Source organism: Roseibacillus ishigakijimensis, from assembly GCF_016595415.1.
Taxonomy (GTDB): domain Bacteria; phylum Verrucomicrobiota; class Verrucomicrobiia; order Verrucomicrobiales; family Akkermansiaceae; genus Roseibacillus; species Roseibacillus ishigakijimensis.
In genome coordinates, this window is sequence record NZ_JAENIO010000010.1 from 1 (window position 1) to 25,805 (window position 25,805).

At 61.7% G+C, this 25,805-nt stretch carries 22 protein-coding genes and 1 tRNA gene; 11 read left to right on the forward strand and 12 right to left on the reverse strand.

The genetic code is table 11. The features are described from left to right. Nucleotides 1-167: 167 nt before the first annotated feature. Complete coding sequence (locus tag JIN78_RS05575; RefSeq protein ID WP_234037833.1) at nt 168-959, forward strand: NAD-dependent epimerase/dehydratase family protein; 792 nt, start codon at nt 168-170, stop codon at nt 957-959. 648 nt (nt 960-1,607) lie between these two features. Here JIN78_RS05575 and JIN78_RS05580 read toward each other — a convergent pair. The 3 genes from JIN78_RS05580 to JIN78_RS05590 are packed head-to-tail and all read right to left on the reverse strand — an operon-like array spanning nt 1,608 to nt 3,181. Beyond that, nucleotides 1,608-2,201 carry a hypothetical protein gene (locus tag JIN78_RS05580; protein WP_200390962.1) on the reverse strand — a complete coding sequence of 198 codons (594 nt, stop codon included), beginning with the start codon at nt 2,199-2,201 and terminating at the stop codon, nt 1,608-1,610. Nucleotides 2,202-2,237: 36 nt separating this feature from the next. Further along, a complete protein-coding gene (locus JIN78_RS05585; protein ID WP_200390963.1) occupies nt 2,238-2,756 on the reverse strand; it encodes a hypothetical protein in 519 nt (172 codons plus the stop codon). Nucleotides 2,757-2,767: 11 nt separating this feature from the next. Continuing rightward, nucleotides 2,768-3,181, reverse strand: coding sequence for a deoxycytidylate deaminase (locus JIN78_RS05590; RefSeq protein WP_200390964.1), 414 nt, complete (start codon nt 3,179-3,181; stop codon nt 2,768-2,770). A 145-nt stretch (nt 3,182-3,326) separates the two neighbouring features. Between JIN78_RS05590 and JIN78_RS05595 the strand changes: the two genes are divergently transcribed. Together JIN78_RS05595 and JIN78_RS05600 are read left to right on the forward strand one after the other, a co-directional pair. Then, a complete protein-coding gene (locus JIN78_RS05595) occupies nt 3,327-5,042 on the forward strand; it encodes a hypothetical protein (RefSeq protein ID WP_200390965.1) in 1,716 nt (571 codons plus the stop codon). 5 nt (nt 5,043-5,047) lie between these two features. Continuing rightward, nucleotides 5,048-5,389 (forward strand): tetratricopeptide repeat protein, encoded by a 342-nt coding sequence (locus JIN78_RS05600; protein ID WP_200390966.1) that lies wholly within the window; start codon nt 5,048-5,050, stop codon nt 5,387-5,389. A 3-nt stretch (nt 5,390-5,392) separates the two neighbouring features. Here the strand turns inward: JIN78_RS05600 and JIN78_RS05605 are convergent, their stop codons facing one another. Then, the gene (locus JIN78_RS05605; RefSeq protein WP_200390967.1) at nt 5,393-6,661 is read right to left on the reverse strand and encodes a hypothetical protein; all 1,269 of its coding nucleotides are present in this window, start codon (nt 6,659-6,661) and stop codon (nt 5,393-5,395) included. 89 nt (nt 6,662-6,750) lie between these two features. Here JIN78_RS05605 and JIN78_RS05610 point away from each other — a divergent pair, with 89 nt between their 5' ends. The 3 genes from JIN78_RS05610 (at nt 6,751) to JIN78_RS05620 (ending at nt 11,568) form a co-directional block, all read left to right on the forward strand. Further along, on the forward strand, nt 6,751-8,229 hold the full coding sequence (locus tag JIN78_RS05610) for a sulfatase family protein (protein WP_234037834.1): 1,479 nt from the start codon (nt 6,751-6,753) through the stop codon (nt 8,227-8,229). A gap of 87 nt (nt 8,230-8,316) precedes the next feature. Continuing rightward, nucleotides 8,317-9,675 (forward strand): L-serine ammonia-lyase, encoded by a 1,359-nt coding sequence (locus tag JIN78_RS05615; protein WP_200390968.1) that lies wholly within the window; start codon nt 8,317-8,319, stop codon nt 9,673-9,675. A gap of 81 nt (nt 9,676-9,756) precedes the next feature. Next, nucleotides 9,757-11,568, forward strand: coding sequence for a hypothetical protein (locus tag JIN78_RS05620; protein ID WP_200390969.1), 1,812 nt, complete (start codon nt 9,757-9,759; stop codon nt 11,566-11,568). A 213-nt stretch (nt 11,569-11,781) separates the two neighbouring features. On the opposite strand, the gene JIN78_RS05625 is transcribed toward JIN78_RS05620, so the two are convergent. Next, nucleotides 11,782-11,853, reverse strand: a tRNA-Gln gene (locus tag JIN78_RS05625). A gap of 174 nt (nt 11,854-12,027) precedes the next feature. Here JIN78_RS05625 and prfA point away from each other — a divergent pair. Further along, nucleotides 12,028-13,107 carry a peptide chain release factor 1 gene (gene prfA / locus JIN78_RS05630; RefSeq protein ID WP_200390970.1) on the forward strand — a complete coding sequence of 360 codons (1,080 nt, stop codon included), beginning with the start codon at nt 12,028-12,030 and terminating at the stop codon, nt 13,105-13,107. Nucleotides 13,108-13,128: 21 nt separating this feature from the next. Next, on the forward strand, nt 13,129-13,758 hold the full coding sequence (gene upp, locus JIN78_RS05635; protein ID WP_200390971.1) for a uracil phosphoribosyltransferase: 630 nt from the start codon (nt 13,129-13,131) through the stop codon (nt 13,756-13,758). Between the two features lie 107 nt (nt 13,759-13,865). Here upp and JIN78_RS05640 read toward each other — a convergent pair whose 3' ends face one another. From JIN78_RS05640 to JIN78_RS05665, 6 genes are all read right to left on the reverse strand, one after another. Then, nucleotides 13,866-14,141, reverse strand: a complete 276-nt coding sequence (locus JIN78_RS05640; protein WP_200390972.1) for a YHS domain-containing protein — start codon at nt 14,139-14,141, stop codon at nt 13,866-13,868. A 4-nt stretch (nt 14,142-14,145) separates the two neighbouring features. Continuing rightward, nucleotides 14,146-14,421, reverse strand: a complete 276-nt coding sequence (locus JIN78_RS05645; RefSeq protein ID WP_200390973.1) for a YHS domain-containing protein — start codon at nt 14,419-14,421, stop codon at nt 14,146-14,148. Between the two features lie 25 nt (nt 14,422-14,446). Continuing rightward, nucleotides 14,447-15,208: a glutaredoxin family protein gene (locus tag JIN78_RS05650; protein ID WP_200390974.1), complete on the reverse strand. Its 762-nt coding sequence runs from the start codon at nt 15,206-15,208 to the stop codon at nt 14,447-14,449. A 22-nt stretch (nt 15,209-15,230) separates the two neighbouring features. Continuing rightward, nucleotides 15,231-17,249, reverse strand: coding sequence for a multicopper oxidase domain-containing protein (locus tag JIN78_RS05655; protein ID WP_200390975.1), 2,019 nt, complete (start codon nt 17,247-17,249; stop codon nt 15,231-15,233). A 198-nt stretch (nt 17,250-17,447) separates the two neighbouring features. Further along, complete coding sequence (locus tag JIN78_RS05660; protein WP_200390976.1) at nt 17,448-17,840, reverse strand: hypothetical protein; 393 nt, start codon at nt 17,838-17,840, stop codon at nt 17,448-17,450. A 73-nt stretch (nt 17,841-17,913) separates the two neighbouring features. Then, the gene (locus JIN78_RS05665) at nt 17,914-18,993 is read right to left on the reverse strand and encodes a substrate-binding domain-containing protein (protein ID WP_200390977.1); all 1,080 of its coding nucleotides are present in this window, start codon (nt 18,991-18,993) and stop codon (nt 17,914-17,916) included. Between the two features lie 124 nt (nt 18,994-19,117). On the opposite strand from JIN78_RS05665, the gene JIN78_RS05670 reads away from it, so the two are divergent. From JIN78_RS05670 to JIN78_RS05680, 3 genes are all read left to right on the forward strand, one after another. After that, a complete protein-coding gene (locus JIN78_RS05670) occupies nt 19,118-21,871 on the forward strand; it encodes a LamG-like jellyroll fold domain-containing protein (protein WP_200390978.1) in 2,754 nt (917 codons plus the stop codon). Nucleotides 21,872-22,231: 360 nt separating this feature from the next. Further along, on the forward strand, nt 22,232-23,572 hold the full coding sequence (locus JIN78_RS05675; protein ID WP_200390979.1) for a hypothetical protein: 1,341 nt from the start codon (nt 22,232-22,234) through the stop codon (nt 23,570-23,572). Next, nucleotides 23,569-24,309, forward strand: coding sequence for a metallophosphoesterase family protein (locus JIN78_RS05680; protein ID WP_200390980.1), 741 nt, complete (start codon nt 23,569-23,571; stop codon nt 24,307-24,309). The genes JIN78_RS05675 and JIN78_RS05680 overlap by 4 nt, the downstream gene beginning before the upstream one ends. Here JIN78_RS05680 and JIN78_RS05685 read toward each other — a convergent pair. Beyond that, a complete protein-coding gene (locus tag JIN78_RS05685; protein WP_200390981.1) occupies nt 24,306-25,706 on the reverse strand; it encodes a sulfatase family protein in 1,401 nt (466 codons plus the stop codon). The two genes, JIN78_RS05680 and JIN78_RS05685, sit on opposite strands and share 4 nt — an antisense overlap. Nucleotides 25,707-25,805: the final 99 nt, after the last annotated feature.

The following is a 25,805-nucleotide window of genomic DNA, read 5'->3' on the forward strand; positions in this document are numbered from 1 at the left end:
TCCCCGCCACGGCGGCCCGCATCGCGGAAAGCGGCTGCTTCTTTGCCCGCAAATTCAGCGCGACCTCAAACATCGGTGACTATGGGCTGCATCTCGCAAGCGCACCGACGATAACGACAGCGAAAGTGGCAAGCTCTTGAGCCTTACGACAACGAAAGCACAACTCCATGAAAATCCTCGTAACCGGTTCAGCGGGATTCATCGGACGGCATGTCGTCCGGGAACTCGAAGTGGGAGGGCATGACGTGATCGGCCTGGATCGCCGGGATAAAGACAGCCCCCTCGATCTCGCAACGGTGAACCTCTCTCAGTTTCCCTGCGAGGTCATCATTCACCTGGCTGCCACCAGCGAGGTGCGGACTTGTGAGAAATATCCGGCGGAAAACTGGAATCAAAACGTCCTCCTAACCCAGAAAGTAGCTCGCTATGCGGAAAAAACCGGACTCCGCCTCGTCTTCGCTTCCTCGGCTTCGGTCTATGGGGACCACGATGGGCCAGCCCGCGAAGACAGTCCCACCAGACCGATAGGAAACTACGGGTTGGCCAAGCTCCTCTCCGAACAACTCGTGCGCGCCCGGGTAGCGGACCACTCCATTTTGCGATACTTCAACGTCCATGGCCCGGGACAAACGCGCGGATTGCACGCACTCTTGAAAAAAGCCCGGGAGCGCTTCACGATCCACGGCGACGGTCGCCAGACGAGGGACTTCGTCGCCGTCCGGGAAGTTGCCCGGATCACCGCCCTAGCCGCCACCGAAGGCCTCGCGGGCACCTACAACCTGTGTTCGGGAGAGGCCACGACCATTCTCGACGTGGTGCGGGGCCATCCCGAGCTGTGTCTGGATTTTGCCCCTCCCCCAGAGGAGGATATCCAACATTCCCTCGGCAGTCGGGAGAAACTGGACACCGCACTCGCGCATCTGGCTTGCCAGAAAATCAGGATCGCCTCCTCGCTGTGACTGACCAAATGAACTCCATTCGGCTGTGGACGGTCTCATCCCTTTCACAGTAACCCAAGTGAGAGCCACTGGACAATTTTCACATCAACTTTGAAAGGAATGCATCCGCGAACTCTCCGCAGCCGGCTTTCACCACCAAAAGACCCTCCGCCATCTCCCCTGGCAGCACTTGATGATTTTCGAGAAAAAAGCCCCATGAGCTCCCGGAGATCGCCAGGCACACCCCTTCCCCGGCACGCTCACTCCGCAGACGAACCGGGCAGGAGCGAGAAATGGCTGTGAACAGCTAAAAAATCATCTCCTTTGGGTCGCAAAAAGAGCGTGCACCGACCGTGACGCTCAAAGCGCTGACCGTTCCGAAAGCCGGTGGATTGCCAAAGAGCGCACACGCAGACTTCGCCACTCGCGGCCGCGATGATGTGGGTTCATTCCCAGTCGAAGGAGAATCCCTCCGTCACTGGCCAGACTTTTTTCCATTGTCCATCAAACAACTCAGGCAATCCTTGCACGACTTCGGCAACGGTCCCGAAAGCGTGAACATCCTCGCAAAACAACCGGCTCCCCCCTGCAAAATCGCGCTCACGCACACATTCGGCAAAGTCCTCTAAGAACTTCCTGACTCGCTCCCGCATCACTCTCGGTTTTTCCTTATTTCTTTCCGCCCCGCCAAAGGCGAATTTTGCGCAGCTTACGATTCAAGAACTGTCTGGAAAGCGCTTTTTCGCACTCGCGGGCCAGCTCGGTCATACCCTGGCGACGGGCCTCGCGAGCGAATTCGGCAAAGAGCCCCCGATTTTGCGTGCTTCCCTTCAGGTAGGTGTCCCTGACAGTCTGGAGGTCGCACCCCTCCCCGAAAGCTCCGGGCCGGGGCACTCCACTGAGCCAAAAACAAATCTGGGTGGCCACGCACTTGAAGCAAGTTCCGCAGTTCTTTCCTTTGTCTTCCCCTTCCCAACAAACGCGCAAGAGATCGCAGGCTGCGGGTGACTTCGCGAGCACACGGACCTTGCCCAGCTTGTTTTGCGCGGCGCCATCGTGCCACCACTCCCTTTCCTCCGAAGACCAGAAGTGATTGGTAACGGGACAGCTGCCCCAGGGAAACTTGAGGTCACGATAGGCAAAGGTGGACGGGATCACGATTTGACCGAAGGCGCCCTCATAGCAGGCCAAGGCACTGGCCAGGGCCAAGCCATGCCCTTCCCGGCCCCAGCTCAAGCCACAGTCGGCAAGAACCTCCCGCACGTTGGTCCGCAGCGAGAGGGGCTCCAGGCCAAAAGATTACATCAGCTCGCGACTCCGCTGCCAGGCTTCGCCAAAATGCTCCTTTTCGCGCAAAGGAATATCGAGGCCATGCACCATCAATCCAGCGGTCACGTGCAAGCGCGGGAGAGACTCCGCCACGTGTCCGCGAAAGGCCGAATAACAGCTATCCACCCCTCCGGAAAAGGCACAGAGAGAACCGGGACGAGCCCCGAGAACCTTCTTTTCCCGGCCCAGCCGCAGCTCGATTACTTGCAGCTTGGGCAGGGCGCTGGCGCAGGCCGCTTGCCATTCGTAAAGATTAGGCAGCGTCACCTCGTCGAGATCCTCAGGCAGCTCCAGAGGCAAGCCCAACCTCATGGCAGGCAGGAGAAAGGCAAAAATCAACGGTCGCACCGTGACCGCTGGCAATCCAGCCGCTAGAGAATCCCCTTCGAAGAACACCTCCCTGCAAGGCTGGCCCTCCACCTGCCAGCGACCGACCAGGCGAAATCCTCCCTCCGCTGTGACCGTGTAGTTGTAGTCAATCGTGCTCATCGTCCAGTCTCTCAGGCGATGATCTGCTCCAACTTGATGCCATAGGTCTCCGCGATCTCCGGGGCGTGGGAGGCTTGGTAAATTTCGCGGTAATAAATCTCCCGAATGCCGTAGGCGCAGAGGGTCTGCATACAGGCAGTGCAAGGCATGGTGGTGGTGGCCACGATTTTGGCTTCGCCCCGCTTGAAGAGGCTGCAGAGATTGATCTCGGCATGCAGCATGAACTTTTGCCGTTTGTCCCGGTCGTCCCAGAATCCCTCGGGCGCGTCGAAGCCCGGCGCCAGGCCGTTGTAGGCGGTGGCGATGACGCGATTGTCGAAGTCCAGCGCCGCCGCCCCCACCTTGCGAAAGGGGTCCTCGGATCGCAGGCTGGCCACCTCGGCCAGAGCCATCGCATAGCGCGGGATAGAGAGTCGCTCACTCATCGCGGCCAGTCTCTTCTCCCCCTCCCTTCTGCCAAGAAGAAAAACGAGCCCGTTTTGGCAGTGCCCGGAGTGGCAAGGAAACGCAAAACTCGCACCTTCCAGCCTTGCACCCAGCCGCGTGCGGGGCTAAGCCTTTCGCCGCACCATGCTCGAAAACATCAGAAAATACACCGGCCTCTTCATCGTGGTTCTGGTCCTCATCTTTGTCGGCCTCGTCTTTCTGCAAGACAATATGGGAGGCAGCGGCGGCCCGGGCAGTGGTCCCGTGGTGGTCAAAACCAATGAAAAAAATTTCTCTTACAAAGACATGCAAAATGCCGAGCAGGACATCCGCCTCGGCCAGCGTCTCATCCAGACATCCATGCAGAATGGCTCCTTCACCACCTACAGCGATATTTCCCAATTTCTTGGCACGCTGGAGGCCGGGGGCACCAGCGACGAGAGCTTGAAGCGCTATCTGGTCCACCGCGATCATTTTGAAAAAGCGAAAGCCCAGTTTGGTCTCTACCCCTCCAAGGAAGCGATTGACCTCTATCAGCGCGAAAACATCTTCACCGACCGCAATGGCCTCTTCGATGACGAAGGCTACAAGGACTTCACCGAAAAAGGGCTCAAGGGCCTGGGCCTCACCGTTAACGACCTCAATGACTTCATCGGCGATGTTCTCGCTTTCCAGAAGTTCAGCGACATCCTGAGCGCCGGTGTGCTGGCCAACGAGACCGCGGCCAAGGAGAACTTCATCGCCGGGAGCCAGCGCTTCAATCTCTCCGTCCTTTCCCTCGACCTCGAGACCTTCAAGGAAGGCCTTGAGCCCAGCGAAGAGGGAGTGAAAACCTACTGGCAGGAGCATCGCGGCCGTTACCTCACCGAGGCCAAACGCCGCCTCACTTACTTCACCGCCCAGCCCGACTTCGACAAGCTGCTGGCAGAGAAAAAAGAAGCGGAAGCCAATCGCGAAAAGACCCCCGCCGAACTGGCCGCGGAAGCGGAGCAGGAGGAAGGCGAAGAAAGTGAAGAAGCTCCCGCCGAAGAAGTGGTCCTCACTCCCCAGGAGCGCAAAACAGCCATCGACGAACTGGGCTTGGAAATCGAAGAAAACATCTGGGTGATCCTGCAGGGCCAAATCGAATCGGGCGCGGAGAAAGCGGACCTGGAAGCCCTTGCCCAGGAATACGGCTACGAGGTCAAGACCACCGAGCTGCTGCCTCTGAGCGAACTGCCGGAGGAGATTCGCGGCCCCGTGCGTGGCAGCACCGCCACGGTGGAGCAGGAACTGCAGGAATCCCTGGCCGACACGGGCGATGCCATGGACAGCCTGAGCGACATTCTCGGCGTGGGCACCGACTCCTGGTTGCTCTACCGCGTGGACGAGTCAGTGGAACCGACGGAGATGACTTTTGAGGAAGCGAAAGAAAGCGCCCAGGCCGATTACATTGCCGAGAAGGCCGAAGAAGCCCTCGCGACGGCCATTGAGGAAGCGCGCGAAGCCGTGGCCAAAGCCTTGGCGGAGGAAACTCCCCTCAATGAGGCGGCCGAAGCACAGAATCTTAAGCTCACTAACCAGCTGGAGATGACAGCAGGAGCCCCCCTTCCCGGCGAGCCCGATGCCCGCGAGGTCTTCCGCCTTGCCTCCCAGACCAAGACTGGTGAACTCTCCGATGCGCAAGTGATCGAGCCCAACAAGAACCGCGCCCTCTTCGTCTACGTCAAGGAGCGTGAATTCGTGGAAAGCCCCGCCAACGAGGCTGGCCTGAGCCGCGCGGTGGACCAGCAGGAGCAAGCCCTCCGGGCCGCCCTCGTCCAGCACTGGTTCACGGCTCAATTCGACGCCGCGGAAGTGGAACTCATCAGCCTCAAGTAATTCTGATGAGCGAACGCGACGAAGCCTTTGACCAAGCCAATACCCACCTCGCGGTGGGAGAATTGGCAGAGGCCGAAGCTTGCTACCGGCAGGCCGTCGCGCTCGATGGTAACTTCTTCGACGGCTGGCACGCCCTCGGCATGACCCTGATGAAGCAGGGAAAAATCAAAGAAGCCATCGGCTGCGGCTTGCAAGCCACCCACCTCAAGCCCAACGACCTTCTCGCCTGGACCGCGCTTTCGCAGATGTATGTTCAGAACGAACAAATCGCGGAGGCGGAAAACGCCAAAGGCAACGCCCGCATCCTTTCCATGGGAGGCAAAGTCGTGCGCGAGGAGGCTTCTTAAGCCTTAATCCAAGGGTTCCCCTTCATGGGAAGCCAATTGAGTGGTGGTCAGGATGTATATGGTCTGGCCACCCTCGTTCTCGGAAACATGGAGATACCCCCAATCTCCCGGAATGATCCCACTTTGTTCCACGTTAATCTGCAATCCATCCGGGAATTCAGCATGGGGATTGAGATGAATCCTCGTCCATAAAGATTGCTCCATCCCAAATCCATACCCCGAACTCTTCGCCAAAACCGAGAGTCCCCGCCAACCCGGGTGTCGGAAATTCAAAGCAGGTAGCGAATCAGGTGCAGCCAACTTCGTGACCTCCGACTCTCCATTGCGGGCGAATGCGGATTCCATGGTCAAGGATTCAACGCCAGAGGCTTGAGCAAGTGACTTCCGGATTTCTGCCAGCTCGCCCAAGGGATAATAACCGCTTTCGTGGGCGGATGCATGATTTGTCGTGATAATCACAGGTTTTGTTTCAAAACGCTTCTGGCTCTTGCCTGACAAGCCCTCCAAGAGATGATTCAGAAATTCGCTTTGGCTCTCGGTGAGGGCAGAGGCTAAAACTCCATCCTGCTCATTGTATTGGATACGCTGACCTTCTACCTTTGGCATCCCGAGCTCCATGAGCAGTTCATGAAGGTCATCGCCCGTCGCCGAATCTCGCCCCAGCAGCTTCGCCAACTGGGAAACCGAGTCCGCAGAAAACTGGTCAACTCTTACAGTTTTCAATTCTTCAGAAGACGAGCCCTCTTCACCGAATCGTTGAAAAGCAAGGTTAGTCCCTTCTTGCTCCAACTGCATGCCGAAAAACGTCGCCAGATAGCGAAACCGGGAGGCTAGGTCTCCAGCAGGCAAAGTGAAGGTGCGCTCGGCCCCGAAATCCGCAGGCAACTGATAATAAAAGGCAAGCGGAGCCTGATTCGTGCGAAGGCAGACCTCGTTGTATTGCGCAATGATCGCTTCCAACGACTCATCCAAGGTGGCGACTTCAACCGAAAGCTCCGGTAACAAAAATCGCCCAAGATCCGCGACTTCATGAACGCCCGGCTCTGAAAAATTCTCCATTGGCTCGATATCCGGGGAGCTGGCAGCCACCTGTAACCACCCTGATTTGGAGGCTTTTCTCTTTTCCTCCGCTGACTTCGATAAAGAAGACTTCGTCGCCTGATATCTCGGTGTGGTATTTGCCTGAAGGGAGGGACGCCAGGGATTCTTCACCAGAAGCGCAGCGAGCAGGAGCAAAATGAAAACTCCCCCTAATGCCCAAGACTTTTTCATGCCTCCCATGCATACAGCTCGCGACCCTCTGTCAAGGCCCATTCCTTGAAATGCCTCCTCGAAGTCCGCAGTAACTCCTCCTGCACGCCATGAAGATTCTGCTCGCTCTCCTTCTTTTCTCCCCCTTTCTCCGGGCAGCGCCCAATATCGTCCTCTTTGTGACCGATGATCAGAGCCCCATCGCCGGATGCTATGGCTCTCCCCTCATCGAGACCCCTCACCTCGATGCCCTGGCGGCGGAGGGCACGCTTTTCACGCAAGCCTACGCCACCACCGCTTCCTGCTCGGCCAGCCGCTCAGTCATACTCACCGGATTGCACAATCACGCCAATGGGCTCTACGGGCACACCCACGACTATCACAAGTTCGAGAGTTTTCTCTCCTCCGCGGCGGTGAGCTTACCGCTGCAACTCAAAGCCCTAGGCTACCGCACGGCCCACATTGGCAAGCTGCACGTCGCGCCCCAGGCCGTCTATCACTTCGACCAATACCTGCCCAAAAAAGGCGGCCACAATACCCCGCAGTGGGTGGAATCCTGCCGTCCATTGTTCGAGGAGGACAGTGACGCGCCCTTCTTTCTCGCCTTTTGGACGCAAGACCCCCATCGCAGTGGCCAGGTGGTCAGTGATGTGCCCGAGAAGCTCAAGCCCAATCGCTTTGGCAATCCCGCACCCGGAGAGTCCTACCCCGGCACCGAAGAAGTGATCTATGACCCGGCCGAAGTGCCCGTGCCCGCCTTCCTCCCCGACACCATCGAGTGCCGCCGCGAGCTGGCCCAATATTACCAGAGCGTGACCCGCACCGACAAGGCGCTCGGAGCCCTCGTTCAAGCCCTGAAAGACGCGGGAGAATACGACAAAACCCTCATCCTCTTCACCGCCGATCACGGAATGGCCTTTCCAGGCGCCAAGACCACCGTCTACGAAGCCGGGCTCCATGTTCCCTTCGTGGTGCGCGATCCCCGGGTGAAAAAAGGGGGCGTCCAGAATGCCGCGCTCCTCTCCCACGCCGACATCACCCCCAGCCTCCTCGATGCCGCAGGCGGACTCCGCGAGGATCAAAAGACCCCCCGCCAGCTCCTTCCCGTGCCCAAACCGGGCAAAGGGGAAAATCCCGGCCGCAAGGTGACCTCCTACCACGGGCGCTCTTGGCTGGGCCTCGTGGGCACCAGCGAGGACGAAGGCTGGGACGAAGTGATGGCCTCCCACACCTTCCACGAGATCCAAATGTATTACCCCATGCGGGCCCTCCGCGACCGCCGTTACAAGCTCATCTGGAATCTCGCCGCCCCCCTGCCCTACCCCTTCGCCTCCGACCTCTGGGCCGCTTCCACTTGGCAGGCCCAGTATCAAAAAGGCCCGCAAGCCCCCTATGGCCAGCGCACGGTGGACTCCTATATCCAGCGACCCGCCTTCGAACTCTACGATCTCCAGGAAGACCCGGCGGAATCACGCAATCTCGCCCAAGACCCCGCGCACCGCGAGCGCCTGGACTCCCTCAAAGCCCGCCTCAAAGCCGCCCAAGAGAACACCGCCGACCCGTGGGTCCTCAAATGGCGCTATGAATGACTCCCGCGAAAAGGGCAAACATAGAACATCCTTACCCTTTCGACTGTTCGCGCTTTCAATCTGAAGAAAAGAAGCAAGAATCCGGCCATGAGTCAGTCGGTCTTGGATTTTTTCTCCATCGGAGTCGGTCCCTCCTCTTCCCACACGGTGGGCCCCATGAAGGCGGCGGCAGCTTTTGTCCACTCGCTGTCCGATCTCCCGGTGGCCCGCCTGAGCTGCGATCTCTACGGTTCTTTAGCCGCCACGGGCAAAGGGCACGGCACGGATGGGGCCATCTTGCTGGGCTTTCTCGCTTGCGAACCAGCCACCCTTGATGTCGACCGCATGCCCGAGCTGCTGGAGGACATCCGCTGCTCACAGCGCCTGACCCTCCCCGACGGCCGCGAGATCGCTTTCCAGGAGGACAGGGATCTCAGCTACCACCCGGGGATCAATCTCCCCCACCACCCCAATGGCCTGCACTTTGCCGCCATGGACGAAAAGGGCCACCTTCTCATAGAAGCGATTATCTACTCGGTCGGGGGCGGATTCATCATCCCGGAGGAGGAGTGGGAAGAGCAATTTCGCGCGGAAGCCCCCGTGCCCTATCCCTTCCGCTCCGCCAAAGAGCTGATGGCCCATGGCGAGCGCACCGGCCTGAGCATTGCAGACCTCATTCGGGCCAACGAAGAGACTTTTCGCCCTGCTGCCGAGACAGCCGCCCGCCTCGACCACATCTGGGCCACCATGCGAGCCTGCATCGAGCGTGGCTGCCAGCAGGAGGGCGAGCTCCCCGGCGGCCTACGGGTGCGGCGGCGGGCCAAGGCCCTGCACGAGCGCTTTCTCGGCCAGCTCGACCACGAGAGCCAGTCCCTTTCCCGCCTCGATTGGGTCAATCTCTACGCCCTCGCCGTCAATGAGGAAAACGCTGCCGGGAGTCGGGTGGTGACCGCGCCCACCAATGGCGCGGCGGGCATCATCCCGGCCGTGCTGCGCTATGCCGAGCGCTTTGTGTCCTCGGCCTTGGCCGCCCCCACGCAGGATTTTCTCCTCACCGCCGGGGCCATGGCCGCACTCTACAAGCGCAATGCCTCCATCTCCGGTGCGGATGTCGGTTGTCAGGGCGAGGTGGGCGTCGCCTGCTCCATGGCGGCCGCCGGACTGGCAGCCTGGATGGGGGGCACCTTGGCCCAGGTGGAGTGCGCGGCCGAGATCGGCATGGAGCACAACCTCGGCCTGACCTGCGATCCCATTGGCGGGCTGGTGCAGATCCCCTGCATCGAGCGCAATGCCATGGGAGCGGTGAAGGCCATCAACGCCGCCCGTCTCGCCCTCTCCGGGGACGGCCATCACCTCATCTCCCTCGACCGCGTCATCGCCACCATGCGCGAGACTGGTCGCGACATGATGGACAAATACAAGGAAACGGCCCAAGGCGGCCTCGCCGTCAGCGTGGTGGAATGTTAGCTGCTTGATGAAAATTTGATTTTCACCCTTAAAAGAATCCATATTACCTTTTGAGATAAACCAAAAAATCAGCCCTGCACCATGAAAACAAAAGCAATCGTTCTCTCCCTCGCCAGCCTCCCCCTCTCCCCTTTGACCTTGTCCGGGCAGAGCCTCATCGTAAAGGACAACGTCGGTTCCGAGGTCGACTTCGAGCTCGGGGCCTCGTGGGTGGGCGGCATCGCTCCCGGCAGCAACGACCGCATCCTCATCGATAGCACCCTGGAAGCAGACAAGGTTTTCGGGCGACTGGGAGCCGACCTGAGTGTCGCCGGCCTCAAAGTGAACGATCCTCAAAGTGCCAACATCACCAGCGGATATACGCTCTCCTCCCGCTTGGAAGAGGGTGTCTTTTTGGGAACCCTCAGCTTGGGGGCCGAGGGAATCGACTTTTCGGAAGCCCAGGCCCCCGACCTTTCTCCTCCCTTCAACACTCTTGGGTGGAACAGCTTTTTTAGCATCTCCACCAGTTTGACCCTGACGGCGGATCAAGAGTGGAACATTCCCCGGATGGAGAAGAATCCGAGCAGGGAGCTGAACATCGCAGGCTCCACCGGAAGCAATCCGCGGGTTTTCCTCGACTTGGGGGGTCACGAGCTGACCAAAAGCGGAGACGGGATCGTCACCTTTGCCTTCAATCGGGACATCGCAAACGGCAGCCTCGCCCTCACCGGAGGCACCGCGCTCTTCGTCAATAGTCACAATGGCTCAAATTCCTCGGACTTGAGTTTGCAAGTGGCCGAGAGCTTTTCGGCCACCGTCGAGTCCCCCGGCACTCTCGTCATCGGGCGCGCTCCCGGGGAAGGAGAGGTCGACTGGCAAGCCGACATCGCCCTCAATGGCGGCACCCTCCACCTCGCCGGGGACAATTACGGGGGGGCACTGGCGCTCGATGGCTCCCTGACCCTTCAGGCAGGAAGCGAGAGCACTCTTCTTTACACCAACGCGGCCCCTGGCGACGAGCCCCTTCACCACCTGCTCAATGGCCCTCTGGCAGGCTCGGGCACCCTCCGGTTGGAAGGCTCCTCAAGCCGCACCCGGGACCTCATCGTGCTGGCTGGCAATGATTCCACTTTCAACGGCTCGCTCATCACCTTCGGCGGTTCCTATTCCATTGAAAACAGCTCTGGCAGTGCCACTGGCACCGGCACCCTCGATGTCGATGCCAATGCCCTCCTGACAGGAAACGGCACCACCGGACCAGTCCTGATGGCCGGATTTTACTATGTCGAGCCGGGGGGCCGCCTCTCGGGCCTGACCGTCAACGGCAGCCTCACCTTCGACGACGCGGTTTTTGACATGCCCGCTGACATCGAACTGACCCGGCCCATCTACATTGTGGCCCAAGCAGATAGCATTACGGGAGAAATCACCCCCTTCAATGCCCTCCCGGAAGGTTACGAGCTGGAAGTGGTCACCGTCGATTCCGGGCAACAACTCTGGCTCACCAATGGGCAAACCTACGATCCTTATGGCGAATGGCTGGCTGATTATCCCTCCCTGACCGCCGAGGAATCCACATTGGAGGCGGACCCCGATGGCGATGGTCTGCCCAACCAAATCGAGTTTGTTCTCGGCAGCAGTCCTCTCTCCGGAACGAGGGAGAACCTCCCTCACATCGACTCCACCGGGGACTCCTACCTCTTCACCTACACCCAGCGCGCGGATCTCGCCCTTGCGTCCATGGAAACGGTCGTGCAAGTCTCCCCCAATTTGGAGGAAAACTCCTGGACCGAGGTCGCCAGCAGCTTCGTGAGCAGCGAGGACAATGAGGAAACCCGCCAAGCCACCCTCACGCTCCCCCCGGGGGAATCCCGGCTCTTCGCCCGTCTCCTCGTGCGTCCCTTGCAGTAATCACTCGCCAAGAACAAGGGACGAGCAAACGCGTCCCCCCGCGCAGACCACTTTGGCTAAAGACTCCTCGCGACGAGGCCTCACCCTACTCCTGCCCAAGGAACCAAAAAAAGAACCGGCTGCCCAGATGTGGGAGAGCCGGTTTTTTTCGGACCCGCCTTCTTGCCGGGAAAAGAGGTCAAGAAGGCGAAAGGAAAGCGGAAAGAGAGAGAGTAGCCCCACGAGGACTCGAACCTCGAAATACTGAACCAAAATCAGGTGTGTTACCAATTACACTATGGGGCTGTTGCTAACCGTGAATCTTGGGATTCGCAGCGCGGGGCGAGGGATTTACCTCATCTGGGAGAAGAATCAACCATGAAATGCCAACTTTTGCAAATTTTCTTCCTCCCCCGGGTTCGATTCGGCAAAGCGCACCCTTGACCAACGGCCAGGAAGGCCAGAACCTAGCGGCCACCCATGGATTACGGCTCTCTCATCGCCAAGCGGCGCGCACGGTTCGACGAAATTGAAAAGGCAATGTCCGAACCGGACTTCTTCAGCGACCAGACGCGCGCCACCGCCCTTTCCCGCGAGCACCAGCAGATCAAAAAGGTCATGGATCTCTGGGACGAGCTGCAGAAGTCCACCAGCGAGCTGGAAGACAACCGCGAACTGGCCAAGGGCGACGACGAGCTCGCCGAGATGGCTGCCGAAGAGATCCCCGGCCTGGAAGAAGCCGTCGAGCGCCTGACCTCCGAGGTGCAATACGCCCTCCTCCCCCGCGATGCCTCCGAGGAGCGCAACGCCCTCGTCGAGATCCGGGCCGGAGCCGGTGGCGACGAGGCCTCCCTCTTTGCCAACGAACTCCTCAAGCTCTACGAAACCTACGCCACCAACCGGGGCTGGAAGGTGCAACACCTCGACTCCTCCCCCAGCGACGTGGGCGGCTTCAAGGAAGTGGTCATCAAGGTCACCGGTGAGGAGGTCTTCCGCTACCTCAAATACGAATCCGGCGTGCACCGCGTGCAGCGCGTCCCGGCCACCGAGACCCAGGGCCGCATCCACACCTCCACCTGCACCGTGGCCGTGATGCCCGAGGCCCAGGAGGTGGACGTGGTGCTCAAGCCCGAGGACCTCCACATCCAGGCCACCCGCTCGGGCGGACCCGGCGGCCAGCACGTCAACACCACCGACTCCGCCGTGCAGATCACCCACCTCCCCACCGGCCTGCAGGTGAAGTGCCAGGACGGACGCTCGCAGACCCAGAACAAGGAGCGCGGCCTGGAGATCATGCGTTCCAAGCTTTACGAAAAGAAGGTGCAGGAAGAGGCCGAGAAGTATTCCGCCCAGCGGCGCTCCCTCATCGGCTCCGGCGACCGATCCGAGAAAATCCGCACCTACAACTTCCCCCAGTCCCGCGTCACCGACCACCGCGTCAACCACACCTCGCACAACATCGAGGGCATCATGCAGGGGCAGATCCACGAATTCACCGAAGTCCTGCAAAAGGCCGAGATGGAGCAAAAGCTCGCCGAGGCCGAAGCGGAGAACAGCTAAACCACCCCACCCGCCCACGCCATGAGCCGCCTGACCGTCATCGACCATCCCCTCGTCCAGCACAAGCTCGCCCTCCTACGCGACGCCGCCACCCCCTTCCCCACCTTTCGCCGCGTGCTGCGGGAGACCACCTGGCTGCTGGCCTACGAGGCCACCCGCCACCTCCGCGTGGAAGCCACCCCCATCGAGACGCCGCTGGAAAAGATGACCGCCCACACCCTGCCCGAGCGCGGCCCCGTCCTCATCTCCATCCTGCGCGCGGGCAACGGGCTCGTCGACGGGCTCATGGACGTCATGCCAGAGGCCGCCGTCGGCCAGCTCGGCCTGGTGCGCAATCCCAAGACCCTGCAACCCGAGGAATACTACTGCAAACTCCCCGCCGCCATCGAGGAGCGCCAGGTCATCCTTGCCGACCCCATGCTGGCCACCGGCGGCAGCACCGTCGCCGCCATCGACCGTTTGCGCGAAAAGGGTGTGCGCGACCTCGTCTTTCTTTGCCTCGTGGCCGCTCCGGAAGGCGTCGCCGCTTTACAAGCAGCCCACCCCGAGGTCCCCGTCTTTACCGCCGCCCTCGACCGCGAGCTCAATGAAAAAGGCTACATCCTCCCCGGCCTCGGCGACGCCGGCGACCGCATCTACGGGACGGAATAAAAACAAGGGTTCGCAGGCATCCCGCCAGCCAGTGGGCATTCGACAAAAAAGGCGAAGAAGACTGAGCTTCTATGCCTTTTGCTTGCGATTCGAAGGTGAGCGGGGACTCACATCGCGGCCAGCTTCTGCAAGTATTTGTCCGGATTGGCTTCGAACTTGGCCACACAGGGCTGGCAGCAGAATTTCACTTCCTTGCCCTGATAAACCTTGCTCACCGGGTCGCCCATGGAGCCGAGCTTGTTATCGGTGACCAGGCAGGTGTCGGCGGGATACGGTTCGGCCGATCCGGTCAGGGCGCTTCCGCCACAGGATGCCAGAGCTAGGAGACCGGCTCCGCAGAGGCTACGAAGGGCCGTCTTGCGCTTGAGAGTTCGTGTTTTCATCGTGTTATTTCTTTGTTTTCTTTTGTTCTTTCTCGAATTTCTTGCGGAATTTTTCGGGATCCTCGCGGAAGTCCTTGGTGCAAGGCTTGCAGCAGAATCCGTAAGCCTGCCCTTTGTATTGGAGGTAGAGAGGCTTGCCCATCTCCCCCAATTTCTCGTCGGAGACGATGCAGGTCTGCAGGGGATAGGGAGTCGGCGTTTCCTTTGCTGGCTCGTCGGCCCAAAGCGGGTTGAGCGAAGCCAAGCCAAGAAGAAGGATAAGGAGGGATTTCTTTTTCATTATTGAGTTTGTTAATCGTTGGGGTTCAGGTCGGGAGGCCCGCGCTTTTCACGAGCATCCAGAGGGACATGGCCATCATCATGAGGTTCTCGGTGAGGGAGATGAAGCCGAGGGGGACGCTACTGCCGCCACCGACGCAGGCGCAATTGAGGTCGCGCTTGTCGAGGTAGACGGCCTTAAAGACCGAGATCGCTCCCAAGGTGCTGACCAACAGAGCCAAGGGGGCAACGAGCCAAGTGAAGAGGCCGGCCACCATGAGAATGCCCGCCCCGGCTTCCACGAAGGGATAGAGGTAGGAGTAAGGAACATACCTGCGGGCGAGGAGGTCGTATTGCACAAAGCCGGTGGCAAAAGACTGCAGGTCTTGCAGCTTCAGAATGCCCAGCACGGCCATACTAAAGGCGGTGAAGAGCTCGCCAATGCGGAGGAGAGCCAACTCGCCCTGGGAAGCCCAGGTCATGGTCACCGCGAGGAGGAAGGTCACCGCGAAGACAGCAATGACGGGTTGGTAGGTCTCCCCTTCCTTGGGATCAGGCGGTAGGCCGAGGTGCTCGCGGAGCTGGTCGTAGCCGCCCAGATGCTCGCCCTCGAGGAAGATTTGCGGGGTCTCCTCATAACCTTGCTCGGCCTTGTAGGCTTTGTTGGCCTCCATGGATTCCAAGTGTTCGTCCTCAATCTCATAGTGATGACGGCGGAGGAGGTCGATGGCCTTGATTCCCCAGGGACACAGGTGATCGGGAGTGACCATGCGGACGATTTTTGCCTTTTTCTTTTGGGTCTTAGTCATGGTTGTCGTTTTGGTGATTCTTTTAAAAGCGGAAGCTCACCCCGGCTCCGAGACCGTGCTCGGAATGATAGGTCCCGGTGAGGGAGAATTGTTTGTTGAGAAGATAAGAAGCACCCGCCGACCACTCCCACCGGGTGTTGGTGTCGTATTCCACCTCGCCAAAGAGGGAGAGCCGATCGGTGAGGGGAACCTCCTTCTCCAGACCCACGCGCACGTCCCCCTGCGAGTCAAGGGCGAGAGTGGACTCGATCAGGAAGGGCAAGCGGTAATTCGCCTGAGCGAAAAAGCGGTCCTCGGCCTCGTGGGAGTTGGTGAAGCGGTAGCCCAGCATGGTGGAGAGATTGGGGTCGAAGTAATGCATCCAGTAGGCATCGAGCTCATACTCCCGGTGGTCGTGGAAGCCGTAATCCCACATGAGACCGAAGTCCTCCCGCCCCCACATCACGCGGGCATCGCCCATGGTGTGATGGCTAAGCAACATCCCATCCAGAAGCCAAAAGGTGGGGTTGATGAGCTTGGGATCGAGCTGAGGTTGGTGAGCGGGATTCCGCGCTTTTTCATAGGAAAAGACCCGCGCCATCCCGGCATCCATGTGATAGAGGAGGTGGCAATGGAAGAACCAGTCGCCCTCCTCATTGGCCAGGAACTCGATGGTCTGCCGGCCCATGGGCGGGACATCGACGGTGTGCTTGAGGGGCGAACGGGCGCCCTGGCCATTGAGCAGGCGGAAGAAATGCCCGTGCAGATGCAGGGGGTGGTGCATCATGGTGTCATTGACCAGAGAAATACGCAGGACTTCGCCCTGTCGCACGGGGATGGTGGACTCCTCCGCGAGGGTCTTGCCATTGAAGGACCAGATGTAGCGGGTCATGTCGCCTGTCAGGCGGAGCTCGATCTCGCGCACCGGGGCGGAGGCCGGCAGCGTGGTGCTGCGGCGCGCCTGGAGGCGGCCATAGGGAGCCTGGGGGCGGTCCTGCTCCTGGCCCTCCATCCCGGCCATCGCCATCCCCTCGCCCATAGACCCCATGGCGGCTTCCAGCATGTGGTCCATGGAGTAGAGATTGGGATCGGGCAAATCACGGGCGAGGTGCTCGGGCCCCTCACCTAAGAACAGAGAGGCATGGCCGGAATTGTCCTGTGCCGTAGCCCGGAATTCCCATGACCCCGACTCCGGAATGGTCACGAGCACGTCGTAGGTCTCAGCCATGCCCATGAGGAGCTTCTCCACCCGCACGGGCTGCACTGCGGGCCCGTCAGCCGCTACGATGGTGAGCGGACCGGTCGCGGAATGGGCATAGAAATAAGTGGATGCCCCGGCATTGATCAGCCGCAGCCGCACGGTCTCCCCCGGGGGGGCCGGGAGGCGGCTACGCTGCTGGCCATTGATGAGAAAGGCATCATAATACACGTCGGAGATGTCCATGGGGGCCATGCGCGACCTTTCCCGCTGCCAGTAGTCGCCCCAGGCCCCCGCTTGCCAGGCTCCCAAGAGGCTCTGGGCATTGCCTTTCCTGATGGCGTAGTATTCGGAGCCCCGCATCAGGGTCCGCATCACCTCCTGGGGCTTCTCATTGGTCCAATCGGAGAGCACGACGACATAATCGCGGTCCGCAGCCACGGGCTCGCCCCCTTGGGGAGTGACGACAAGGGAACCATAGACCCCACGCTGCTCCTGCAAACCAGTATGCGAATGATACCAGTAGGTCCCGGCATGGGTGAGCTCGAACTCGAAGAGATGGCCCTCCCCCGGCGGAATGGGCGGCGTGGTGAGGTAGGGCACCCCGTCCATCTCGTTGGGCACGAGAAGACCGTGCCAGTGGATGGAGGTCTCCTCATCGGCAAGGCCATTGTGCACACGGATGCGGGCTGTATCACCCTCGCGAAAGCGGAGAGTGGGACCGGGGATGCCGCCATTGAGGGTGAGCGCCCGGCGCGCTTTCCCGGCGGGAGAGAGGGTCTTTTCGGAGACCGTGAGTTCGTAGTTAACGATTTTTCCCCAAAGCGGGGCGGTAAAGAGAAAGAGAAAGGTCAATATTTTCATGAGGTCTTGGTGGCGTTCACCGGTCCCTACTGAGAGACGGGAGATCCGATGGGTGCGAAATCCGGGATCAACGAGATACCGGGGATTCAGGCCTTCAACGCTTCCGCTCAGGAAGCCGATGCCTGGGAACGAAAAACCCTCGGGTCAGCCAAGATCCACAGCAAGTGGAGCGGCCTTCACGAGGGACACCAAGAACCATCAAAGACGGAAGACTTGCCACAAACTGCGCGTAAGGACGGCAGGAGGCGGGAGAGGAACACTGGGACCCCGCACCTGCACCGCAGGGAACTGCTGCCGGGGTTCGGGCTGCCACTCCAGCGCAGCCAGGGTCCACTCGCTGGCGGGCTTGGCAGGCAGGGCCAGCGGGCTGTCCGGCAGCTCGGCGGGATGGGCCGCGCAGGGGCAAGAGTGACCAATCGGCCCCTCATCCTCCCCCGTATCCGAGCCTTCCTCTGGCTGCTCCTTCTTCTGACACGGACAGGACGACTCCACTGCGGAAGTCTCTGGCGAGGCGGGAAGTTGACAACAACAAGCCGGATTGCCGATCAGCAGGATCAGGCAAAAAGTGACGACTTGGTGCAGGAAACTCACGATTCTAAGATGCCTCCCCCCCCTCATTTATTCCAGAGAAAAGACCGGAAAGGCTCCAGAGATCCCCGGCCCCTCACGCTTCCAGAGGGCCGATGCTCCCCCCCGCAAGGTAGTCGGGCATGACGGCATGCTGCACCGCGAGAGGGTGGCCGGCGACCAACTGCTCCAACATGACCTTGCCGAGGAGACGCCCCATGCGAGCCCCACTGCTGCGATAGCGCGCAATGGAGGGGAGGGTGGCCTCGAGGTTGGCATCGTCCCACATGGCGATGAGGGCAGCCTCCTGCGGGATGCGCTTCTTTTCCCCCAAGAGAAAGCAGAGGGTGGAGATGGAGGCTTCGGTGGAGCCTACGAGGATGCCGGTGGGAGGCTCGGGCTGGCGGGAGAGACGGCGCAGGACGGAGGCAACGGAGCGCGCGGTGCTCTGGTGACTCTCGACGGAGGCTTCCATTCCCAGGGCACGGGCTTCCTCGACGAAAATTCGCGAGGCGGTCTGGTCACCCAGGCTGGTGGGATGCCCGATGAGGTAGAGGACCTTGCGGTGGCCGTATTGGCGAAAGCGCCCGGCGGCATGGCGGGCGGCAGCCAGGCTATCGGGCACCACGGAGGGGAGCTTGATCTCGTCGTGCTTGCGCCCGAGAACGACGGCGGGCTTGTCCCGCTCGCTGAACCAACGGTGGATGCTGGCGGTGCCATAGCAAAGGATCCAGCCCGCGGTCTCCGGCTGGGCATCCCACTGCGCGAGCAAGGAGGGCTTGAAGTGGGTGAAGATGCCCCGATGAGCCTCGAGCTCGAGCTGATAACCGGCCGCCCCCAACCGCTCCCGCAGGGCACCGAGCAGCTCATTGTCGGTGGAGGTTCTCTCCCCCAGATCAAAGGGGGTGAGGACGCGGATGATGCGGCCAGTGCGGGGGACGATGGCGGGGGCGACAGCGAGGATGCGATGGTGCTTGCCCCGCCCTCCGAAGGCGAGAATGCCCTCCTCGGCGAGCAGTTGCAGACTTTTCCGCAAGGTCATGCGGCTGACTTGCAGCTCCCGGCAGAGGGCAGCCTCGCTGGGCAAGGTCCCCTGCCATCGGCCTTGCGATATCTCGCGGCGCAGCACCTGGTAGAGCTGCTGGTGGAGGGCACTGCGATCGAGAGGAGAAGCCATGACGAGGGTGCGGCACGATGCACGCGGCGGGCCAAGCGGGCAGCAGAGTTGTCTAGCCCGCAGACAGCAACAATCACCGGGGAAAAAGGCGCGCTGGCACGCCCACCGCTGACTTGGGGCAGCTATGATTTCACCAAGAACAATCAGCATTCCAGCCCCGCTGGCTCCCATTGCCCGCACTCTTCTGCTCGCTTGGGGGAGTGGCCACCTTTCGGCGGAGACCGTCGTCTACTGGCGCTTCGAGGGCGATGGCACGACCGAACCCACCGAGGGAGCCTATGTGCAGGACACCGATGGCCACACTGCGGTGCAGGCCGCAGGCATCCCCGCCATCGACCTCTCGGGAAATGGCAACAACCTTTATTCGTGGAACAATGATTACTCGGGCCACCAATACCAGGCCCTCGGCACGGCGGGCAATCCCTTCACCACCCTTCCCAACAACGGAGAGGCGAACAACTGGGCCATCCACAATGTGAGCGGCTACTCCGGCAGCTTCACCTGGTCGGAGCAATCCAACCCCACCGGCACGGACCTGGAAACCTGGACTTCACCGACCTGGACCATCGAGGCCTCCTTCCTCACCACGACCACCAATGGGCACCAGACCTTTGTGGGGCGGGACGGCAACGGGGTCTCCAACACCAATGCGGCCAATGCCCCCGTCTACTTCCAAATCACCCCAGGCGGCAGCGTGCGCATCCTCTACGTGGATGCGGCGGGCAATGCCCACGCCGCCCTGGACCCGACCCCGGTGCGCACCAATACCTGGTATAGCTACGCCGCCATCAGCGATGGCGAAACCCTCAGCCTCTGGCGCACGGAGCGGGGCAGCACCTTCCTGGAGGTGGCCTCGGCCGACCTGAGCGAATCCACCAACCCCGCCCTCGCCGACCCGGGGGTGGATGCCAATGGCGAGGTCTGGCCCTGGACGGTTGGCCGGGGACGCTACGGCACCTCGGACAATCCCCACGACAATCACGGCGACCGCTTCTATGGCTCCATCGATGAGGTGCGCATCAGCGATGTGGCCCTCCCCGTAGAGGAGCTGCTCGCTTCCTTCCCTACCACGGCAGAAGACAGCGATGCCGATGGCTTACCCGACAGCTGGGAAACCACGAACTTTGGCACCATCAACTACTACCCCGATGATGACTACGACCTGGACTTCAGCACCAACTACGCGGAATACGCCGCAGGCACCGATCCCGACGACGAGAACGACTGGCCGGATAGCGACGACGACGGTCTGGGCGATGGCTGGGAAATGCTCTACCTCGGTGGCACCCTGGACGGTGGACCCGACGAGGACCCGGATGGCGACTACAACACCAACCTGGCGGAATTCCTCGCCGCCAGCGATCCCTCCAGCGCCCTGAGCTTTCCCGACTGGGACGACGACTATGTCAATGACGGCTGGGAGCTCCATTACTTCCCGGCCTACAGCGATCCGGAGGAGATTGACGTCACCCTCGATCCGGATGGCGACCTGCATAGCACCGAGGCAGAATTCCGGGCCGAGACCGATCCCAACGATATCTTCTCCTCGCCGGACCTCGATGATTTCCTCGGAGACAGCCTTCCCGATGGCTGGGAGGTCTACTACTTCGGGCAAACCGGAGACGACCTGGAGACCGCGGTGGGACGGCAGGGCCCCACGGACGATCCCGATGGCGACGGCTTCTCCAACTTCATGGAATACGCGGCGGCCACCGACCCCACGGATGCCCAATCCTACGAGGCCACACTGGGCTACTGGCGCTTCGAAGAGGCCAGCGAGGGAGAAGTGCCAGCGGGAGGCAATGGCCAATATCTCTACCCGGCCTCCATTCAGGATTCCTCCCTCTACGGCAACCACATGATGGCCTGGGCGGACTATAGCCGCCCCAACTACGCGGCTCTCTTGCCCGCCGCCACCATTCCCGCTACCGGGGAGAGCAATGAGGGGTCCCTCCTCTTCACCCGCAATGGCAATGGCGTCTACTACATCGAAGCGGTCTTCACCACCCCCACCGCGCATCTGGGCGGCGGCACCGCCACCTTGCGCACCGCGACCTTTGAGGAGCTCACCGTCGAGGCAAGCTTCCGCACCGAGGTCTCGGGGGTCTGGCAATCGCCCGTGGCCAAGTTCGGCAATCCCGTGGGTGGCCAGCCCCCCTTCTCCTTCAAGGTCGACACCACCGACAAGCTCCGCCTGGGCTTGATCGATGGCTCGGGAGTCGCTCGCGAGATCATCAGCGAGACAACCATCGCCGTCGGCAGCTGGTATTCCGCCGCCGCCGTGATCACCGCCGACGAGATGCGGCTCTACCTCAAACTACCGGGCGAAGCCTCCTACCGGCTGGAAGGCTCCCTCGCCATCGAGGGCGCATGGCACGTGCCGGAAAGCGGACCGGAAAACACGGTTTGGAACATCGGAGCAGGGATGTGGGCCGGCACCCAGACCGATGCCTTCGGCGGCTACCTCGACGAAGTCCGCATCACCGCCAAGGCCCTCCCGGTGAGCGCCTTCCTCTTCCACGAAGAAAGCACGGGCTCGCCCTATGAGCTCTGGGCCGCGAGCGAAATCCCCGACCCCGCCCAGCGGGAGGCAGGCGCCGACCCCGATGGCGACGGCACCCCCAATGGTATCGAGTTCGCCCTTGCTCTGGATCCGATGGACGCGCATTCCACCTTTACCGCCAGCCTCAGTGACGAGCTCGCGCTCACCTGGCCGGCTGCCGAGGGCCTCAGCTTCACCATCCAGACCAGTCCGGACCTCAGCCCCGGTAGCTGGCAGGACGTGACCACGGTCACCGCCAGCGGAGCGGAGGGCACCTGGCCCCTCCCGGAGGCGAGCGGCACGGCCTTCTTCCGCATCGTGGTGAATGGCAACTAGCCACCACGCCCCCTTTCTTGCCAGCAATCCAGGAAAACCGCAGATGCCCCGGCATCTGCGGTTTTTTTGCAATCCGCGCCAACCCCAAGGCTCTTTCCTCCTGCCGGAGGTCCCCTAGGTAGACGTAGTGCTGGGGTGGGATAGGCCAGGCAGGTGCACCCATCGGGACCGTGGACATCAAACCCGCCGTGCCCTCCAGTGAGGCACCGGCCTTTTTCGGCGGCCTCCTGACGGAAGGCCGGCTATCTCATAAAGGAGCTCACCGAACCGCTTTTTCTAACAGTTTTTTGAAACTTCCACCCGGCCACTCCGGTTAGCAAGGCCCTCTCCCAAGGGAGAGCTTGTTAGAAATTGTTAGACATGAAAACAGCAGCCCGCCTCATCGCGACCCTACTCGCCCTCGCCACCTGCCCGCTCACCGCCCGCATCATTTCTCCGGATGGCTCCGCCTACCTCAGCGTCTCGGCCCACCCCGTGCTGCGGGCCGATTACGCCGCCGGAAACCTCTTCGACCAATACCTGACCGTGAACCAGGACCCGGGCGATGACAACGACAGCGGGCGCGCCTGGGCCTCCGATTTCGACCTCACCACCGCCGTCGTGGAGTTCGAGCTTGCCCAGAGCCACTCCGTAGAGGGCTTCGCCTACTCCCAGCGCCAATACCTCATCAACGACGCCAATGACAAGTTCACCGCCGTAGACATCTGGGTCAGCGAGACCACCGCCTACTCCGCCACCGCCTACTCCGCCACCGCTGCCCCGGCCGACGCCCCCCGGTTCAGCAATATTCCCCTGCGCACCGACGCCACCGATCAGTTCCTCCTCTACCGCCTCCCCGAGGCCATCGAGGGACGCTACTTCCGCTTCGCCTTCAAGCGCCCCTTCAATAGCGAGGGAGTGGCCGGCGGCACCGAGCTGCGCCTGGTCACCGACCTGCCCACCATCGCCACCCCCGCCGACCCTGCCATCATCTCCCCCGACGGCTCGCTCTACACCCATGTCGTCGCCAGTGCCGAGCTCAATGGCAACTACAGCGCTGACAAGCTCTTTGACCAAAACCTCCTCCCCGGTGACGACCCCGGAAGCAATAGCGATGCCGGTCGAGCCTGGGCCATCCAAAGCGGACAAGAAGTCGGCACCCTCAGCTTCCAGCTCGATCAGCCCTACCTCGTCAGCTCCCTCGTCTACTCCCAGCGCCAGTTCCAGGTCTACAACTTCAATGACAAGGTGCGCACCCTGGAGATCTGGGCCAGCGGCAGCAGCCCTCTGACCAGCGAGCCCGACCGCGCCCCCGACGCCACCCTGACTCTCAACGAAGAGCTCACCGATCGCTTCATCGACTATCCCCTGCCGAACACCCTGCGCGGACGGTACTTCTTCCTGAAGTTCCACGCTGCCCCCGGTGACGGCATCATTGGTGGCACCGAGCTGCGCCTCGCGGGCTCCCCCGCAGCGGAGGCGGCCCCCCTGGCCATCACCTCGCTGGTTCGTGGCGCCACCGCCCTCGACCTCGAGCTCACTGTGCCCGCCCCCGGCAACTTCCTCTTGCAATACTCGCACACCCTCGCCCCCGACAGCTGGCAGCCGGTCGAGAACGGCCGCTTCCAAGCCGAATTCCCCCACATCCACCTGCGCGACCGCGAGCCCGGCAACCTCCAGCCCGCCGACGGCAAAGTCTTCTACCGGGTGATTGCGAATTGAGTGACTCCCCTCCCGGCGGGGACACTGACGGTCACTCCGCCATTGCCCCCGCCCCCTTTTTCCGCCAAAGGGAGGTCATGCGACTTGCCATTGGCGACATTCACGGCTGCCTGACCTCTCTAGAGACCCTGCTCGACACCGTCCAGCCCACCCCCGACGACCTGGTGGTCACTCTGGGCGATTATGTGGACCGGGGGCCGGACTCCAAGGGGGTGATCGACTTTCTCCTGGCCTTTCGCCAGACCCACCAGCTCGTCCACCTGATGGGGAACCACGAAATCCAGATGCTGCGGGCGCTGGAGGGCGCGCCCCATCTCGCGCGCTTCCTGAGCGCGGCCTGCGGGGGCCAGGGCACCCTCGATTCCTACGGCGGCAGCTTCGAGGACGTGCCCGGGGAGCACTGGGACTTCATGAAGTCGGCCGCCCTTTACCACGAGCTGGAGGGGCACATCCTGGTCCATGCCGGGCTGGCTGCCGATTTGCCCGTGGACCAGCAGGGGCGCGAGACCTACTACTACCAGCGCTTCTACGAGCAGGAGCCCCACTGCTCGGGCAAGGTGGTGGTCTGCGGCCACACCATCCAGGGCGACCTGCCCAGCGATATCGGCCACGCCATCTGCCTCGATACCTGTGCCTACGGGGGCGGCTGGCTGACCGCGCTGGACCTCGATAGCGGGCACCTCTGGCAGAGCAATGAAAAGGGCCAGTGCCGCGAGCTGGAGCTCGAGGATCTCTAGTAGCGGTAGTCCGCGCCGTCGCGGCTGAGGCGGCAGCTCTCGTCCCACTCCGCCACCGCCGCCTTCAGCTCGCGCAGGAGTTCGGGCTTCTCGGCGGCGAGGTCTTTTTTCTCAAAAGGATCCTCCGCCAGATTGTAGAGCCGCCAGCGGCCCTCCGGCTGGGCCTCGTGCAGGATCTTCCAATCGCCGCGGATGAGGGCCAGGCCATCCACCCCGCGCACGAGGCGCCGGTAGCCGAAGAAAAGGTCCTTGCCGCGCTCCTCCCGCTCCCCGCGCAGCAGGGGCAGGAGGTCGATGCCGTCGATGGGCCGCCCGTCCTTGCCGGTGGCCTCTCCCGTGACCGCTGCCGCGACGGTGGGAAAGAGGTCCACCGTGGCGGTGCGGGTGCGCAGCTTTTTCCCGGCGGGAAGGGAGCCGGGCCATTCCACACAGGCCGGCACGAGCAAGCCGCCCTCATACATCAGATGCTTGTGCCCGCGAAAGCCCCCGGTGGAGGCGATCTCCTTTTTCGCCATGAAGCCGGCCGGACCATTGTCACTGCAGAAGAAGATGACGGTGTCCTCCGCCAGCTCCAGCGCACGCAGCTCCTCGCGCAGCCTCCCGATCTGCTCGTCCATGGCGGTGATGCAGCCGTAGTAGTTCTGCCGCGCCTCCCCGGCCTTGGGATAGAGGGCCTTGTATTCCGGACCAGCCACCACGGGCTCGTGGGGAGCATGGAACCAGACTGTGGCGAGGAAGGGCTGCTCCTTCTTCGCCCGCACGAAGTCAATGACCCGGTCCATGATGATGCGGCTGTCGTCCCCCGAGAGATTCTCGCGCACCTCCACGCCATTGTGGACATAGGGCGCGCCTCCCTTCCAGGGCTCGCCCTCCTTCATCCCCCAGCTCTTCCACCCCTGGGGGGTCACCGTCGGGTCCCAGGTGGGCACCGCGCTGGTGGTGGCAAAGGTCTCCTCAAAACCATGCAAGCTGGGCGGCGAAAAGAAGCCCCGCGAACCCGCATCCGCCAGCTTGACCCAGCCGAGATGCCATTTGCCAAAGAATCCCGTGGCGTAGCCCTCCTCCTGCAGCCGCTCGGCAATGGTCTCCTCCCCCACCCGCATCCCGGCCGTATGCGCGGCAAGCACGCCGAAGCGGAAGGGATGGCGCCCCGTCAGGCAAGACCCCCGGGTGGGCGAACACAAGGGTGAGGCGGCATAGAAGCGCTCCAGCACCACCCCATTGGCCGCCATCGCATCGAGATGCGGGGTGCGGAGGCGCTCGTTGCCATTGAAGCCCACATCCCCCCAACCCTGGTCGTCGCTCATGAGCAGAATGACATTGGGCTGACGGGCCGCCGCCGGGAGTCCACTGAGCACCAGGCCGGCCAAGACGAAGTAAGGAAACAACCACCGCATGACCGCCAGCATCCCGAAATTTCCCCCGGGCCGACAACGGAAAAGAATCACCCGCGTCAGTCTCCATGTCACGCAACTTAGCGCAGGCAGACATTGTCA